The sequence below is a fragment of the Mycobacterium sp. E2733 genome, from assembly GCF_001667585.1.
GTDB lineage: Bacteria > Actinomycetota > Actinomycetes > Mycobacteriales > Mycobacteriaceae > Mycobacterium.
Map to the genome: position 1 here is coordinate 1 of NZ_LZJZ01000050.1, position 16187 is coordinate 16187.

Below are 16187 nucleotides of genomic sequence, written 5' to 3' on the forward strand. Positions count from 1 at the left end.
ACATCGGGGTGCAGCGGCTCAAGAACGGGCTCAACGCCGTCGGGGCGGCTCCGATCGCCGGACGGGTCTCGGGCACCTCGTCGAGCGGTACCCAGGCGCCGACCCGCTGGGCCAGCATAGGGTTGGTGGACAGGCCGCCGCCGACCCACAGGTCCAGGCCGGGCCCATGCTCGGGATGGTTGACGCCGATGAAGGCGATGTCGTTGATCTCGTGCGCGACGTCCTGCAGACCCGAGATCGCGGTCTTGTACTTGCGCGGCAGGTCGGCGAAGTCCGGCTGGCCGATGTAGCGGCGCACGATCTCGTCGATCGCCCAGGTCGGGTCGAGCACCTCGTCGATCGATTCGCCGGCCAGCGGCGAACCCAGGATGACGCGCGGGCAGTCGCCGCACGCCTCGGCGGTCTGCAGCCCGACGTCGGCGAGACGCCGCCAGATTTCGGGGACGTTTTCGACCTCGATCCAGTGCATCTGCACGTTCTGGCGATCGGAGATGTCGGCGGTGTCGCGGCCGAACTCGGTAGAGATCCGGCCGACCGTGCGCAGCGCGGCGGCCGACAGCGCGCCGCCGTCGCAGCGCACCCGCATCATGAAGTACTTGGCTTCAAGCAGATCGGCGTTCTCGTCGCCGGTGAAGGTGCCGTCGTAACCCTGTTCGCGCTGGGTGTAGAGCCCCCACCAGCGGAAGCGTCCGCGCAGGTCGCTCTTGTCGATGCTGTCGAACCCGTCCCTGGCGTAGACGTTCTCGATGCGTTCGCGCACCTCGAGCGGGGCGCCGGCGTGCTTCATCTCTTCGTTGGGATTGAGTGGCTCCCGGTCTCCCAGCGCCCACTGGCCCTCGTTGCGGGTTTTCGCCGGACGGGCTGTGGTCATTGCAGAGGTCTCCTTCTCGACATCGCAGGCATAGAAGCGCAGCTCACCGGTTGGTATCGGCGGCGCAGATCCGATGCCAGCTGGACGTACAGGTGGGCGGGTCTACGACATCAAGGGAGACAGCAACAGCTGCAAACACGCTTGAGATCAATGTGCCGCCGCGCCACGAGCGCAATGCGAAGGCTGGGCTGAGCGACGGTCACGCGTCCATTGTGCCATGCCCGTCGGGGGGCATTGCCACCAGGTCAAATATCCGCTCACGGTGAGCTTAATTCTCGATTAAGCTGGCCGTCCCGGTGAGAAAACCCACGGGAAGGCCGCGGGCGGTCGATCGCGATTCGGCGACCGACGCCGCAGCCGGGTGCCGCACACCGTGGGATCATTTGGCATGGCACTTCGCGAGCAAGCGGTCGAGCTGCCCGAGCTGCAGCCCGTTCCCAGGCGGCCGTTCGGGGTGTACATCCATGTCCCGTTCTGCATAACGCGTTGCGGTTACTGCGATTTCAACACCTACACGCCCGCCGAGTTGGGCGGTGTGAACCCCGACGCCTGGCTGGCGGCGCTGCGGACCGAGTTGAAGCTGGCCGCCGAGCGGCTTTCCGGGCCGACCGTCAACACGGTGTTCGTCGGGGGAGGGACGCCGTCGCTGTTGGGCGGCGCGCGCGTGGCGGCGCTGCTGGACATGGTGCGCGAACATTTCGCGCTGGCACCCGACGCCGAGATCACCACGGAGGCCAACCCCGAGTCGGCCTGGCCGGACTTCTTCGACGCCATCCGCGCGGCCGGCTACACGCGGGTGTCGCTCGGCATGCAGTCGGTATCACCCAGAGTCCTGGGGGTCCTCGACCGCATCCACACCCCGAACCGATCGGCCGCCGCCGCCCGCGAAGCGTTGGCTGCGGGCTTCGAGCACGTCAGCCTCGATCTGATCTACGGGACGCCCGGGGAGTCCGACGACGATCTGCTGCGCTCGGTCGACATGGCAATCGAGACCGGCGTCGATCACGTGTCGGCGTACGCGCTGGTCGTCGAGGAAGGCACCGCGCTGGCCCGACGGGTTCGGCGTGGCGAGTTGGCGGCTCCGGACGACGATGTGCTCGCACACCGCTACGAGCTGGTCGATGCGCGGCTGTCCGAGGCCGGAATGACGTGGTACGAAGTGTCCAACTGGTCGCGGCCCGGCGGGGAATGCCGACACAACCTCGGCTATTGGGACGATGGCCAGTGGTGGGGCGCGGGACCTGGAGCCCACGGCTACGTCGGCGCCACGCGGTGGTGGAACGTCAAGCATCCCAACGCTTACGCGGAGAAGCTGGCGGCCGCCGCGCTGCCGGTGGGAGGATTCGAGCGGCTGGACGACGACGCCCTGCACACCGAGGACGTGTTGTTGAAAACCCGTCTGCGGCAGGGTCTTCCGCGTGAGGTGCTGAGTCGCACCGAATGTGAACGCGCCGAACGCGCGGTCGCCGACGGGTTGCTGGTGTCCGACGCCGACCGGTTCGTCCTCACGCCGCGCGGTCGGCTGCTGGCCGACGCGGTGGTGCGCGCCGTCCTGGGATAGGGCCCAGCTGATTGGGAACCAGTGCGCGACTGCGCGATTGATCTCGACGTACAGCGGAACCCCGCGGCAGGGTCGCGCTCGCCTCGGCGATTCCCAGCAGCTGCACCGCGGGCAGCGCGATGTAGGACGCCGACTCGCAACGCCCACGAACTTAACGGAAACCCGCTCGCTTCGCGGGCCGGCTCAACCCGCCTTTACGTACAACTAACAACCAGCTGAGGCAACCCTCGTCTCTGGCTCGGACGGTCGCGTCAAAGGAACTGTCGCCCCTTGCGATTCGCCGGGCCCGGTCGGGACTAGAACCAGTGGCTGATCAGCCGATTGACCTCAATGTAGAGCGGGATCCCGATCGTCACATTGTAGGAGAACGTCAGACCGAGCGACGCTGCCAACGGAAGCGTGGGGCTGGCCTCGGGGATCGCCAGCCGCTGGACCGCGGGGACGGCGATGTAGGACGCCGCGCCGCAAAGGACCGCGAAAAGTACGTAGGTTCCCGGCTTGAAATCGGCGTGGGTGAGCGAGGCGTAGCTGTGCGCGACCAGGATGCCAAGCGGCGCAAAGACATTCGGTGCCAGCAGGCCGAAGATGATGAAACCGGGGCCCGCCCTTCGCAGGTCCCTCAACTTCCGGGAGGCCGTCATCCCCATCTCGAGCAGGAACAGACAAAGCACGCCCTGGAACGCCAGGACAAAGAACTTGTCGTCGTCGGCGACCACCTTTTGCCCTTGCAGCCCACTGACGAGGCCGATGATGATGCCGCCCATCAGCAGGACGAGCCCCGGGTTGAGGAACACCTCTTGGAACAGCTCCCGCGAGAAGATCGGCACCTTCTTGCCCGTCGCACGGGGCAAGTTCTGGTCTTGCTCCCAGTCGGGGTGGTCGAGCTTTTCCAGGGAGAGTTCGAGCTCCTCCTCCAGTCCGCGCTCGTTTTCGGCCTCGAGGCTCTGGCCGGGCGTGGGTTTGGCCGCGGTGCCGGGTCCGACGCCCACCCTGACCGGCGCGACGTAGCCCGGCTCGTCAACCATGTTCCCCGCCGTGTCCATCCCGCGGTGGCGAAGACGCGCCACGAAGTACAGCGCCACCAGGCAGCCCGGAATCTCCATGACGGCCAACATGACCGGCATATAGGCGTTGAACGCCATGCCGATGGCCGTCAGGACGGCCACGCAGGTGGCGAACGTTCCCGCCGAGTCTGACCCGTAATAGCCCGCGACGGTCGCCCGGTCTATTCGTCGAATTGAGGTCAGCCAATTCAGCAGCAGATAAGCGAGGCCGCCGATCACGAAGTTGAGCACGAAGCCCAACACCATGAAGCCCACGATCACTCCGACGCTGCCGGCGCTGATCTTGGCGAGTTCCTCACCGCCGTGCCAGCCGATGGCCAGCAGCAGGTACATGGTCAGGCCTTGGTAGATCACATAGGGAAATTCGAAGCGCACCTTCAGGATTGGGATGAGGAATCCGAAGTAGAAGAACAGCAGGAGCGGCTTGAACAGGTTATGGGTGAAGTTCTGCCAAAACTCTTGCAGCATTCGATGCCTCCCTCGATGAGTGCGGTGATCAGGGAAAGCACCGTCCGCAAGCGGAGCCACCACGAACATCCCGACGACCGTGGAAAACTTATCCCCGCCGGTGTCAAAGCGCCACTCGAATGCAAACTATGTAGTAACGGCGTGTCTAATCGCTGCGAGCCGACCGACGTCCGGGAAAACCGCTGTTCAGAGGGCTAAGGCTGGCGATCTTTGCAACGCGGGACGGCGGTTCGGAAGGCGTTGATTTGGTGGGAAAGTGCTGTGTATTTGCTGTGGGGTCAACACAGAATCAACGTGCCGACGAAATAACTGACGGCCTGACCCCGACACCCTTCTGGCGGTGTGTCACCGACAGCCATGCCATTGGTGAGTAATGGGTGGTGATTTTCTCGAAACCGTCCACGCGCGAAACCGTGAGCACGCCCGTCTCCTGGTTGATTTCGAGTTCGTCCGTCTCGCCGCCCTGCACCTCTTCGCCGTTCGCAAGCCGGATCACGAACATGATGTTGCTCTCGAAGAGTCGTTCAGATAGGAGTTCACGCGCCACTCCTTTACGCACTGCGATCGAACTCGCCGAGCCACCGCGTCCAACTGAATCTCCGGTTGGCGGGTTTGCACGGATCGACACGATTTTAGGAGAAGTCTCGTCGGCGTGGGGGGGTGATGTGCAGTAACGACGTAAACGCTGTGGAAACGTTTGGGGTGTTTTTGGGGCGGCAAGGTGCCCAGAGGGTGTGTGGGACCAGCGGCACCAGCCTTGGCGGCGCTTCTACCTGCGGAAGTTGTCAGCCGCCGGGCGGCCGGGTGTTCAGCCGGCGCAGCTCGTAGGGCCGGCTGGCGCGCTGACTGGAAGGGAGTTTTGGCGGGCCGATCGGATTTGCCGGCCCGCGGGGGGAGCGGTTGAGCGTTCTTAGATAGGTTAGGCTACATTTACTAACCGTGACCGAGGTCAGCGTTCAGACGAGTTCCGCCGGCTCCACGTCATCGCCGATCCCCCTTCCCGCGCATGTCGACCCGGCCGACCTGGCCGCCGAGCTGGCTGCGCTGCTGCCCGAACAAGTCGGCGAGGAATACCTGCTCTACGAGCGCGGCGGTCAATGGGTGCTGGCCAGCGGTGTGCGTGCGATGGTCGAGCTGGACAGCGACGAGGTGCGCGTCATCCGGGACGGCGTGGTTCAGCGGCAGCAGTGGTCGGGGCGGCCCGGGCCCGTGCTGGGAGAAGCCGCCGACAGGCTGTTGCTGGAGACCGACCAGCTCTTCGGTTGGATCGCCTTCGAGTTCGGCGTCTACCGGTACGGGCTGCAGCAGCGGCTGGCGCCGCGAACCCCGCTGGCGCGCGTGTTTTGGCCCCGCACCCGCATCGTGGTGAACCGGGAGTCGGTCCGGCTGTGGGGCGCGACGGCGGTGCATCGCGACACGGTACTCGGATTGGTGGGTGGCGGGCTGCCTGAGGCGCGGCGGGCTCGCGCCGTCGACGTCATCGCCGACCCGTCCGGATACCGCGATCGGGTGGCGTCGGCCGTCGGCGAGATTGCGTCGGGCCGCTACCACAAGGTGATCTTGTCCCGTTGTCTAGAGGTGCCGTTTCGGCTCGACTTCCCGTCCACCTACCGGCTGGGTCGTCGACACAACACCCCGGTGCGGTCGTTCTTGTTGCGGCTGGGCGGAATTCGCGCCGTCGGCTACAGCCCCGAGCTTGTCGCGGCCGTCCATGACGACGGCATCGTGGTGACCGAGCCGCTGGCGGGTACGCGCGCACTGGGTCGCGGCGTGGCCCGCGACCGGCAGGCCCGCGACGACCTGGAATCGAACTCCAAAGAGATTGTCGAGCATGCGATCTCGGTGCGCAGCTCGCTGCAGGAGATGACCGAGATCGCCGAGCCCGGCAGTGCTGTGGTCACCGATTTCATGACGGTGCGGGAGCGCGGGAGTGTGCAGCACCTCGGCTCCACGGTCAGCGGGCGGCTAGGTCCCTCGAACGACCGGATGGACGCGCTGGAAGCGCTTTTCCCCGCGGTCACCGCGTCCGGCGTCCCGAAAGCGGCTGGGGTCGAGGCGATCCTGCGCCTCGACGACGCCCCGCGCGGACTGTATTCCGGAGCGGTCGTGATGTTTTCGGCCGACGGCGGCCTGGACGCGGCGCTGACGCTGCGGGCGGCTTACGAACACGAAGGCAAGACATGGTTGCGGGCCGGGGCGGGCATCATCGAAGAGTCCACCCCGGAGCGGGAATTCGAAGAGACCTGCGAAAAGCTGTCCACCCTCGCGCCCTACCTGGTTCCACGCCCGTAGCGCGCCATTCGTCTGCCCTGTCGGAGCCTCCGGTGTGGCCACCCCAGGCGTAGGGACCTTTGGCCCTAGTTTGCCGTATTTTCGGCGTGTCATCTTTATGTAACCGCATGACACAGATACATTGTGCGTTACTTGACGGCACACATAACTGGAGGGCCTTGTGTCCAACGACCTGACCAACCTGCAGCTACTCCACGAACTTGAGCCGGTGGTCGAGGACCTGCTCAATCGCCACCTGTCGATGTTCAAAGAGTGGAATCCGCACGACTACGTCCCATGGTCGGATGGCAAGGACTTCTACGCGCTGGACGGTCAGGATTGGGAGCCCGGAGACAGCCGGCTCCCCGACGTCGCGCAAGTGGCGATGGTGCAGAACCTGCTGACTGAGGACAATTTGCCGTCGTATCACCGTGAGATCGCGATGAACTTCAGCATGGACGGCCCGTGGGGGCAGTGGGTCAACAGGTGGACGGCCGAGGAGGCCAGGCACAGCACGGCGTTGCGCGACTACCTTGTGGTCACCCGAGCCGTCGACCCGGTGGCGCTGGAAAAGCTACGCCTGGAGCAAATGACCCGGGGCTTCAGCCCCGGCCAGAATCAGCAGGGCGACATGTTTGCCGACTGCCTGTTCGACTCGGTCATGTACGTTTCGTTCCAGGAGTTGGCCACCCGGGTTTCCCACCGCAACACGGGTAAGGCGTCCCAAGACCCGATCGCGGAGCAGCTGATGGCCAGGGTGTCACACGACGAGAACCTGCACATGATCTTCTATCGGGACGTCAGCGCGGCGGGTCTGGACATCGCCCCGAACCAGGCGATGAAGTCGGTGCACCGGATCTTGCGCAATTTCAAGATGCCCGGGTTCACGGTGCCGGAATTCCGGCGCAAGGCGGTAATCATCGCCGTCGGCGGTGTTTACGACCCGCGCATCCACCTCGACGAGGTGGTGATGCCGGTGCTGAGGAAGTGGCGCATCTTCGAACGCGAAGACTTCAGCGGGGAGGCCGCACGGATGCGCGACGATCTCGCCGTGTTGGTCAAGGAGCTCGAGCAGGCCTCCGACAAATTCGAGGAATCCAAGCAGCGCTATCTCGAGCGCGAGGCCCGCAAAACCGAGAGAATCACCGCCAGTAAAGTCCTGAAAACCGAAGGGACGCTGACCCTGAGCGGCCACTGACGCGGCTGGCGAGGCGGCACGAGCGTTCAGGCCGAAGAGCTGGACTCCAGATAGTCGGCGAGTATGCGACCCACCAACGACTCGATGTTGGACTCGATCGACGACGCGAGCGTGGCGGTGACCGTCGCCACGGCTTGCGTCCGGAAGCGCACCAACATCGTGATCAGCTCGGCGATCTCGGCATCCGCGGGCAGGGGCTCGCCCGGCTTGATGCGCTCCAGCACATGCTCGGCTCCGGCGCGCACCAGCATGTCGCTGATCTTGTCGATCTCCGGCACGATCTGCTCGTGTAGGTCGACGAGCTTTTCCAATTTGACACCGTAGCCGCGGATTTCGTTGAACGCCTCGATCAGTTTGGGACGGGTAATGGTGGCCATTGCCCCATCGACCCGGATGACCTGCAGCGCTACCAGGCGCTCGAACGCCTCCGGGTCGTCGACGAGTCGCTGCGCGTCGACCAGTGCCATGGTCTCCGGCTTCTCCGTGGTCCAGGTGCCCGCGATGGCGTTCTCCAGTCCCAGCACGTCACCCAGGTTCTTCCCCTCCTCCCAGGCGCCGAGCATTTCACGTACGTGGGCGATGTTGTATCCGCGGTCGAGCATCGAGGTGATCAGGCGCAGCCGGGTCAGGTGGGTGTCGTTGAACAATGCGATGCGGCCCACCCGCAACGGCGGGGGGAGCAACCCGCGGTCGCGGTAGACCCGGATGTTGCGGGTGGTGGTGCCGGCCAGCCGGGCCAGGTCGTCGATCCGGTACTCACCGGACTCGGCGACGCCGTGGGGGTGGCGGACCGCCGCGTCGAAAAGCTGTGCGACCGCGGTCTCGATGAGCTGCCGGTACTCCCGCGATTGTCGCCGAACGCGCTTGGGTGCGCGCCGCACGTTGTGCAGCACGCTGGCGATGGTCCCGGGTTCGGGCCTTGAAGAACGGTCGAGCGGGCGGTCCGGTGTCATCCGTCAGCCCGACGCGACAGCTAACGCCCGGGTGTGGCGCGCCACCGCTTGGTAATCCTCGTAGCGGAAATCCCTCATCTGGCGAAGATACTGCGTCGCGAAACCCGGGTACATCGACCCGTTGTATCCGTCCTTGGTGAGGTACCAACTGCGGCAGCCGGACATCCACGTCGTCTTGGTGAGGCGGCGCTGGAGGGCGTCGTTATAGCGGCGCTGGACCTCTTCGCGCACATCGAGATAGCGCAGGTCGTTGTCGAGGATGGCGGTGATGCCGCGCACCGCGTACTCCAGCTGACCCTCGATGTAGACCAGCAGCGAGTTGTGGCCCGGCCCGGAGTTGGGTCCGGTCATGACGAACAGGTTCGGGTAGCCGTGCACGTTGATGCTCTTGTAAGCCTGGGCACCATCGGCCCATTCGTCGGCCAGCGACCGACCGCCGAGCCCGGTGACCGCAAAGGGCGGTCCGGTCAGATGGACGTCGTAGCCGGTGGCGAAGACGATGCAGTCGAGGTGGTGCTCGATGCCGTCACTGGTGCGGACGCCGGCCGGGCTCAAGGTGGCGATCGGCCAGTCGATGAGCTTGCAGTTGTCGCGCTGCAGGGCGGGGTAGTAGTTGCTGGAGACCAACATGCGCTTGCACCCCGGGCGGAAGTCCGGCGTCAGCTGGCGTCGCAGCCACGGGTCCTTCACCTGAGCGCGTAGGTGTGCCCGCCCCAGGCGCGCGGCCAGCGAGGTTAACGGCGTGTCCCACACCAGTGCCGTGGCGCTCGCCTCGTGACCCCAGAACAGGGCCTGCCGCGCAAGCTGCTGGGCGGCAGGAACTTTGGCGAACAGGGCCTGCACGGCCGGTGGGGTGGCGGCGTCCAAGCGCGGCAGCACCCAGCAGGGGGTGCGCTGAAAAACCTTGACGAACCCGGCCTGCTTCACCAGCTCGGGGATGATCTGGATCGCGCTGGCGCCGGTGCCGATGACGGCGACCCGTTTGCCCGCGAAATCGTAGTCGTGGTCCCACCGGGCGCTGTGTATCTTGTGTCCGCGATAGCTGTCCAGACCGCGGATGTCGGGAAAGCTGACGTCCGACAGCGGTCCGGAAGCCAGCACTACGGTGCGTGCGCGAAAGCGCTTGCGACGTTTGGTGGTTGCAGTCCAGATCCCGTTGTCTTCGTCGAAGGTGAGGCCGCTGACCGCATGGCCGAATCGGATGTGGCGACGGATGTCGAATCTGGTCGCCATGTCTTCGAGATGCCGGCAGATCTCCGGGGCGGGGGAGTAGGTGCGTGACCAGGTGGGGTTCTTGACGAACGAGTACGAATACAGCAGCGAGGGGACGTCGCAGCTGGCGCCCGGATAGGTTGTGTCGCGCCAGGTTCCGCCAACCCGGTCGCCGCGTTCCAGGATCACGATGTCCTCGACTCCGGCGTCGGCCAATCGGATCGCGGCTCCCAGCCCGCTGAAGCCGGCTCCGATGATGAGCACCGCGTGGGCGCGGTCGTCTGCCATGGTCACGCCGCCGGCTTGTAGGTGAGTTCCTTGAACCAACTGGGCACCGGCCTCAACAGCGGTTTGGGATAGCGATCCGACAGCCAAACCATCGAACTGGCCAGAATCTGATACGGGTGCTGCGGGTTGACCACCATTGCGGCGTGCCGTTTGAGGAGTTGGTACGTGGGCACGCGCCAGGTGTTTTCGCCACGTTCGCCGAGCTGCTTGAAGCGCTTGACCGCATTATTCAGCCGCTCCGGCTCCAATCCCATCTCGGCCATCTCACCGTAGATGCGTTTGAGCAGCGGAACATACATGAGCATGCCGATGATGAGGCCCGGGGATGCCATGCGGCCGATGAGTTCGATGGCCATTCGGCGTGCCTTGGCGTGTCCGATCAGGTCGAGCACCTCGAAATCCACAGCGATGTGCCGTGATTCGTCGTTGTTGATCTTCTCGAAAACTTGATGGCACACCGGGTCTTCCACGGTGTCGAGCAGGAACTTCAACAGCGCGCCGTCGAGGGCGACCTCGAGCATCGGGATGACGGTGCCCAGCACGGACAGCGGCATGCTGTCGGAGAACGCGTCGAGCCACTCGATCGACAGCCGGATATTGATGTTGGGTTCGGGCAGTTCGCCATCGTCGAGCATTGCCCAGCGTTTCATCAGCGCCATCTCGGCGTTGGCATGCCGTTGTTCCTCGGCGTGGAAATACCGGTAGATCTCCGCCAGCGTCGGGTTGGGCGCCTTCTTGGCCAGCGCCGCGAATCCACGGGCGCCCACGTTTTCGATCCAGCACAGGTCGGCCATGAACGCCTTGAGCTTGGGGCGGAACTCCGGCCGGATGGTATCGGCACCGGGCGCGTCCCAATCGATGTCGGCGAGCGCCCACTGGCGATCCTTGATCTTGGCGAGCATAGCTTCCATGTCGATGGCCACTGGGAGCTCCTTTGCTTGATCAGGGCAGGTTGATTCGGGATATCAGGCCGGCCGTGCGCGTATAGGCCTGCGGGGCCATGCGTTTGATGTTCCAGCCGATCTTGGCGTCGAGTTGCGGCATGCAGTACAGCTCGCCGCGGTCATGTGCGTCCAGGCAGATCCGCGCGACCTTGTCCGCCGAGAATCCGGTCCAGCGCATCAATCTATTGGCCAGCTGGCTGGATTCCTCGCTGATGCGGCCCGACTCGACGATGTTGGTCTTCACGAAGGTTGGGCACAGCACTGTGACTCTTACCCCGCTGCCGGCCAATTCGGCGGCCAGGGTCTCCGAAAGCGACAACACGCCGGCCTTGCTGACGTTGTAGGCGGCCATTCCCGGGGCCGCACCGAAGGCGGCCGCCGACGCGACGTTGATGATGCCCCGGGCAGACGGACCGGCCTCCCGCAGGATCGGGGTGAACACGTGGCAGCCGTGAATGGGGCCCCACAGGTTGATGCCCAGCGTCCACACCCAATCGTCCAGCGGCGCATCGCCGATGGCCGCGCCACCGGCACCCACGCCGGCGTTGTTGATCACCAGCGTGGGCGGCCCGGAGAACCAGGCCTGCGATTGCTCGGCCAGCCCCTCGACGTCCTCGAATTTCGAGACGTCACAACGGATGGCGGTGGCCCTGGCGCCCCGTTCGCTGATCGTGTCGACCGTCCTTTTGGCGGCGGCTTCGTCGATGTCGCTGCAGACGACCGCGCCGCCGCGACGGGCAAGTTCCACAGCGAAGGCGGCGCCGATGCCGCTTCCGGCGCCGGTCACCACCGCCGACGCGCCGCGGCTGGGTTTCGCCCTCCCCAGCAGTCTGTCCAACATTCTTCAGTGCACCTCCTGGGCCATGGCGCGCGCATCCTGCAGGGCGTGGGCGATGAACCGCGCGACATAGGCCACGGCCTTGGCGGCTTCGGGCGTGACGCGTGGCAGTGCCTGGAAGACGTGCACCTGGTGCGGCCAGATCTGCAGTTCGCATCGGCCGCCCGCGGTTTGGATGTCCGCGGCGAGCTGACGGGCGTCGTCTTGCAGTATCTCGGCGCCGCCCGCCTGGATGAGGGTCGGCGGAAGCGGCGCGCCGCCGGCCACATTCAGTGTCAGCCGTGGGTGGGCGAGGTCGACGCCGGCGTGATACATGCTGACCAGGCGGGCCGCGTCGGCCGCCCGGATCGCGGGATCGCGACGCGTTCGTTCACGGGCGATGCACAGCGCGAAGGTGACGTCGTACAGCGGGGAGAACAGCGCCAGCGCGGCGGGGTGATCGGCGGCGACCTCCGGTTGCAGCAACAGGTCGACGGCCAGGTGTCCACCGGCCGAATCCCCGGCGACCACGATCTCTTTCGGTGATACACCGCACGATTGCACGAGCCAGTCCCAGCCCGCCCGTGCGTCGTCGGCCGCGATTGGGAAGCGGTGGCGGGGCGCGAGTCGGTAATCGATGCTGAACACCGGCAAGCCGGTCAAGGATGAGAGCCAGGACGTCAACCGCCGGTGGGTCTTTGGCGAACACACAGCGTAACCGCTGCCGTGCACGTAGTAGATGGCTCCCACGGCTGTAGACGATCGCGGCGCGTCGCTCGTCGGCGTCCGCGGCCCATATATCCATTCGCCCTTGACGCGGCGGCCGCCGGGCAGCTTCGTGTCGACGTGTTCGACGCGGGTGCCCGTCAGCGCGGGACCGAACGTTCCCATGATGCTGGCGACGATCCGGCGCGATAGCCATAACCCCCAGGCGCGTTCGGGCGGTATCAGACCCGTGACGGGCCGCAGGGTGTAAGCACTTACCGCTGCCGCGCCACGGGACCGCACTGACCCGCGGGCCTGAACACCGTCCGCCATGCCACGCAGTCAACAACAAATGGTGACATTAGTCAATGGCAGTTTCGAGGTAGCTTTGAAGCAAGCTTGCGTCAGGAGCTTTCGGCCCGGGCAGTGGCCGCGCGCGCCGGCGCCGCACCATTCCATCCGGCCATCGTCAATTGGCTCAGAATTTTCAACTCTTACAAGGCCGTTGCTCGGTTTGGCGTGGCCACTGCACGACTTCGGAGAGCGGGCGTCGCGGCGTCGGCGGCAATGGGGCCGCGCTGTCTGGCGCCCAGCCCAGCCGTAGCAGCATCTGCGGATACCCTCCCGCACCCCACACCTCGTCGCGGACGGCGTCGCGTGTTTCCGGGATTTCCAGGGGTTCGGTGATCGGACAGGTGGCCAGCCCCATCGCCGTCGCGGTCAGCAGTAGCGCGCTGGTCGCCTCGCCCACGCGCAACTGACCCAGACGGTCGTCCGCTTCGCTGCCGAGCATCAGGATGACGGCATTGTCATCGGCGGGTGAGGCACCCGGCGGCTGCGCCAGGGCCGGTCCCGCGAAGATGCGGCCGGGTATCATTGCGCCACAATCATGTTCGGTTGTGCTCCGAGCCGGCACACCGGCCCGGGACCCGTATCGACCACTCCACCTGGCGAGCTCGACAAGGTAATCGCGGTCGGTCGCGTGAGCCAATGCAACTTGCTTGACGATGTCGTGCAGCCTTTTCAAGGCATCGACCTGGCGCAGCGGCACTCGCATTCGAGCGGCCACGGCAGCCAGCGCGGCGATATCACCCGCTGCAACTGGCCGAGCGCTGTAGGTCCGTCGGTCGGTTCGGCGCCGCTGGATTGCTGAGGCCAGCGTGATGTCGGTGCGATCGGGCTCGTAGGGGGATACCTCGATGGCGGCGAGATGGCTGGGGTCGGCCGGATCGGGTAGGCGACGAACGTCGGCGAGCCAACCCATCGCCGCGAGGGCAACGACGCAATGGTTAAGCGCTGCACCGCAACTCAAGATCATGTCCCGGCCATCCGGGTCGGCGTTGGGTAACTGCATGCGTGAATCGGTGTAGAGGTGCAGGCTCGAGCGACCCACGCGCCACCGCCACGGTTGGGTGTTCTCAATGGAAGGTGCCCGGACGGCCAGGGCGAGGACCGCACCGATGACCTCTTTATTCGGGACATGCCGGGCATTCACCGCGACCGGACGCTTGACTGCTCTCGCATCGAGGAGCGCGACCGCGTCGCTGATGTCTGACCATGAGGCATCGCCACTTTCGCGAAGATCTTGCTTCTTCACCGTGTCCAACATGACGGCCTCCGGTTTCCTCCTTGCTCGAGGCTTGCTCTTGCGTCACGAGCAGTTTAGATAAATAATATCCTTTAAATTAGGCATGTGCAACCGGGTGAGGACGCTTGCGACGAATGACCACAATGGCTACAAGCCCGTCTGGGCGCGCAGGCGAACAGTTGGCAGTCGGGCGTCAACGGGCCATTGGTTCGCTGAGGATGCTTTTGCTGCAGCGCATTTGGCCGCAAGATACCGCGTTGCTTGGGACTTTCGGCCCTGCTGCCGCGGTCGCCAGCGGCGGAGAATGATGTTACTACTGGTTGCAGATAAAGTTCGGAGGTGGCGGTCGTGGATCAATTGACAACCCTCGACGCGGGATTTCTCAAGGCGGAAGATGCCGACCGGAACGTGAGCCTGGCGATCGGCGGTCTCGCGGTCATCGAGGGGCCGATCCCGGACCGTGATTCGTTGACGGAGACACTTGCTCAGCGGATCCGCATGTGCCCCCGGTTCGGACAGCGCCTGCGAACGCGCCCGTTCGACCTCGGTGCACCCGAATGGGTGGACGATCCAACCTTTGATCTCGGCCGCCATGTACGGCACATCGCCTTGCCGAGGCCCGGCGACGACCGAGAGTTGATGCAGCTGGCCGCCGACGTGATTTCCCGGCGCCTCGACCGGGATCGCCCGCTGTGGGAAATCTGGATCATCGAAGGCCTCAGCGACAACCGGTGGGCGATGCTCACCAAGATCCACCACTGCATGGCCGACGGAATCGCGGCCACCCATATGCTTGCCGGCCTATGCGACCCTGATCCCAGCGGCATCTATGAGAGCTTCGCAAGCCGTATACGTGCCGCCAAAGAGCCTGAGCCACAAGAGCCCTCGCATGGGATATGGGGCGGAAATCCACTGAGCGTATTAGGCGGCCTGTGGAACGCATCGACCGCCGTCACGGCGACCGCCGCCCGCACGGCATTGGGTGCGGCAGAAATTGCCGCCGGTTTGCTGCGGCCCACAACGACGTCGCTGAATGGGCCGATAACCACATTGCGACGCTACGGCGTCGCGCGGGTGCCCCTCGCCGACATCGCGCAGGTGTGCCAAGCCTTCGACGTCACCATCAATGACGTTGCGCTGACCGCTATCACGGAGAGTTACCGCGACATCCTCATGCAGCGGGGCGAAGCGCCGCTGCCGGATGCGATTCGCGCGCTGGTGCCGGTATCGATGCGGTCTGGCGACGCGTTGGCTAAAACGGATAACCGCGTGTCGGTGATGTTGCCGTACCTGCCGGTCGAGACGGAGCACCCGATAGAGCGGCTGCGGACCGTGCATTCCCGCCTGGACCGCACGAAGTCCCACGGTCAGCACCAGGCGGGTCACGCATTCGTGTCGATGGCCAATCGCATTCCGTTCCCCATGACCGCATGGGCGGTCCGGTTGTTGACCCACTTACCGCAGCGTGGCGTCACCACCTTGGCGACGAACGTCCCGGGCCCTCGTCAGCCCCTGCAACTCATGGGCCAACGGGTGCTCAGTGTGTTTCCCGTACCGCCGATCGCGATGCAATTACGAACCGGGGTGGCGATGCTCAGCTATGCCGAGGACCTGTTCTTCGGTGTCCTCGCCGACTACGAGGCCGTGGCCGACATCGACGCATTGGCCCGCGGAATCGAGCTAGCGGTGGCCCGTCTGGTGGCAATCAGCAAGCACCGCAAGAAAATACGTGGTCGTCGCGGATTGTCACTCGTCGTCAGTGGCTAGCCACACCCTGACCGTCTTAATTCCGCTAGCGCGTTGATTGCTCGCAACGCCTCCGTCGCCAAGCTGCCGCGGAGCGGCATATGATTTGCGACGAGGAAGGAGCCTGCCCGATGGACAAGATCTCGCTCACAGCACTGGCGCGCGAGCAGCTGGCGGCCGCGCACCGCGCCTCCAGCGGCCGCAGCGCACACACGGTGTACGGCGGTCACCAACACACGCTGCGGCAAACCATGGTCGCCTTGACCGCTGGATCGGCGCTGCATGACCACGACAGCCCCGGCGAAGCTACCTTGCATGTATTGGAGGGACGCATCCGGCTGACGGCGCCCGAGACCAGCTGGGACGGCGCTCCGGGCGATCACCTGGTGATCCCGCCGAGCCGGCATGGGGTGCAGGCCGTCAAAGACTCCGTCATCCTGCTCACCGTCGCAAAAGGTGTTCAGCTGAATCAGGACTGACGGATTGGTGATGATCCCGTTG

At 65.2% G+C, this 16187-nt stretch carries 14 protein-coding genes and 2 pseudogenes; 5 read left to right on the top strand and 11 right to left on the bottom strand.

The features are described from left to right. Positions 1-871: pseudogene (locus A5678_RS09970) on the bottom strand (nitrite/sulfite reductase); the annotation flags it as partial. 110 nt (positions 872-981) lie between these two features. Beyond that, positions 982-1074 carry an Ms4527A family Cys-rich leader peptide gene (locus tag A5678_RS28310; protein WP_368664890.1) on the bottom strand — a complete coding sequence of 31 codons (93 nt, stop codon included), beginning with the start codon at positions 1072-1074 and terminating at the stop codon, positions 982-984. A 185-nt stretch (positions 1075-1259) separates the two neighbouring features. Here A5678_RS28310 and hemW point away from each other — a divergent pair, with 185 nt between their 5' ends. After that, positions 1260-2432: a radical SAM family heme chaperone HemW gene (gene hemW / locus A5678_RS09975; protein ID WP_068041557.1), complete on the top strand. Its 1173-nt coding sequence runs from the start codon at positions 1260-1262 to the stop codon at positions 2430-2432. On the opposite strand, the pseudogene A5678_RS27820 reads toward hemW, so the two are convergent. From A5678_RS27820 to A5678_RS09985, 3 genes and pseudogenes are all read right to left on the bottom strand, one after another. After that, positions 2433-2571: pseudogene (locus tag A5678_RS27820) on the bottom strand (sodium-dependent bicarbonate transport family permease); the annotation flags it as partial. It lies immediately after the preceding gene. Positions 2572-2728: 157 nt separating this feature from the next. Next, positions 2729-3964, bottom strand: a complete 1236-nt coding sequence (locus A5678_RS09980; RefSeq protein ID WP_068041474.1) for a sodium-dependent bicarbonate transport family permease — start codon at positions 3962-3964, stop codon at positions 2729-2731. 289 nt (positions 3965-4253) lie between these two features. Next, on the bottom strand, positions 4254-4466 hold the full coding sequence (locus A5678_RS09985; protein ID WP_068041559.1) for a hypothetical protein: 213 nt from the start codon (positions 4464-4466) through the stop codon (positions 4254-4256). A 437-nt stretch (positions 4467-4903) separates the two neighbouring features. On the opposite strand from A5678_RS09985, the gene A5678_RS09990 reads away from it, so the two are divergent. Together A5678_RS09990 and A5678_RS09995 are read left to right on the top strand one after the other, a co-directional pair. Further along, positions 4904-6256: a salicylate synthase gene (locus A5678_RS09990; RefSeq protein ID WP_068041477.1), complete on the top strand. Its 1353-nt coding sequence runs from the start codon at positions 4904-4906 to the stop codon at positions 6254-6256. A 160-nt stretch (positions 6257-6416) separates the two neighbouring features. After that, positions 6417-7433: an acyl-ACP desaturase gene (locus tag A5678_RS09995; protein WP_068041481.1), complete on the top strand. Its 1017-nt coding sequence runs from the start codon at positions 6417-6419 to the stop codon at positions 7431-7433. Between the two features lie 26 nt (positions 7434-7459). Here the strand turns inward: A5678_RS09995 and A5678_RS10000 are convergent, their stop codons facing one another. The 6 genes from A5678_RS10000 to A5678_RS10025 all read right to left on the bottom strand — a co-directional run bounded on the left by A5678_RS10000 (position 7460) and on the right by A5678_RS10025 (position 13847). Then, positions 7460-8386: a MerR family transcriptional regulator gene (locus A5678_RS10000; protein WP_068041484.1), complete on the bottom strand. Its 927-nt coding sequence runs from the start codon at positions 8384-8386 to the stop codon at positions 7460-7462. A gap of 3 nt (positions 8387-8389) precedes the next feature. Beyond that, a complete protein-coding gene (locus A5678_RS10005) occupies positions 8390-9892 on the bottom strand; it encodes an NAD(P)/FAD-dependent oxidoreductase (RefSeq protein ID WP_068041486.1) in 1503 nt (500 codons plus the stop codon). Next, positions 9889-10809, bottom strand: a complete 921-nt coding sequence (locus A5678_RS10010; protein ID WP_068041489.1) for a reductase — start codon at positions 10807-10809, stop codon at positions 9889-9891. Before A5678_RS10010 ends, A5678_RS10005 begins: the two co-directional genes overlap by 4 nt. Positions 10810-10828: 19 nt before the next feature. Beyond that, on the bottom strand, positions 10829-11671 hold the full coding sequence (locus tag A5678_RS10015; protein WP_068041493.1) for an SDR family NAD(P)-dependent oxidoreductase: 843 nt from the start codon (positions 11669-11671) through the stop codon (positions 10829-10831). 3 nt (positions 11672-11674) lie between these two features. Further along, positions 11675-12685 (bottom strand): alpha/beta hydrolase, encoded by a 1011-nt coding sequence (locus A5678_RS10020; protein ID WP_082945479.1) that lies wholly within the window; start codon positions 12683-12685, stop codon positions 11675-11677. A gap of 154 nt (positions 12686-12839) precedes the next feature. Next, the gene (locus A5678_RS10025; RefSeq protein ID WP_068041565.1) at positions 12840-13847 is read right to left on the bottom strand and encodes a nitroreductase family protein; all 1008 of its coding nucleotides are present in this window, start codon (positions 13845-13847) and stop codon (positions 12840-12842) included. Between the two features lie 441 nt (positions 13848-14288). On the opposite strand from A5678_RS10025, the gene A5678_RS10030 reads away from it, so the two are divergent. Next, positions 14289-15707, top strand: coding sequence for a wax ester/triacylglycerol synthase family O-acyltransferase (locus A5678_RS10030; RefSeq protein WP_068041568.1), 1419 nt, complete (start codon positions 14289-14291; stop codon positions 15705-15707). 110 nt (positions 15708-15817) lie between these two features. Continuing rightward, positions 15818-16165: a cupin domain-containing protein gene (locus tag A5678_RS10035; protein WP_068041496.1), complete on the top strand. Its 348-nt coding sequence runs from the start codon at positions 15818-15820 to the stop codon at positions 16163-16165. The last annotated feature ends 22 nt before the right edge of the window (positions 16166-16187 follow it).

What these genes read in the sequence shown, in the direction of transcription:
- hemW (WP_068041557.1), top strand. Translation starts at nt 1,260, where the DNA reads ATGGCACTTCGCGAGCAAGCGGTCGAGCTGCCCGAGCTGCAGCCCGTT.
- A5678_RS09980 (WP_068041474.1), bottom strand. Translation starts at nt 3,964, where the DNA reads ATGCTGCAAGAGTTTTGGCAGAACTTCACCCATAACCTGTTCAAGCCG.
- A5678_RS09985 (WP_068041559.1), bottom strand. Translation starts at nt 4,466, where the DNA reads ATGTTCGTGATCCGGCTTGCGAACGGCGAAGAGGTGCAGGGCGGCGAG.
- A5678_RS10000 (WP_068041484.1), bottom strand. Translation starts at nt 8,386, where the DNA reads ATGACACCGGACCGCCCGCTCGACCGTTCTTCAAGGCCCGAACCCGGG.
- A5678_RS10015 (WP_068041493.1), bottom strand. Translation starts at nt 11,671, where the DNA reads ATGTTGGACAGACTGCTGGGGAGGGCGAAACCCAGCCGCGGCGCGTCG.
- A5678_RS10020 (WP_082945479.1), bottom strand. Translation starts at nt 12,685, where the DNA reads ATGGCGGACGGTGTTCAGGCCCGCGGGTCAGTGCGGTCCCGTGGCGCG.
- A5678_RS10035 (WP_068041496.1), top strand. Translation starts at nt 15,818, where the DNA reads ATGGACAAGATCTCGCTCACAGCACTGGCGCGCGAGCAGCTGGCGGCC.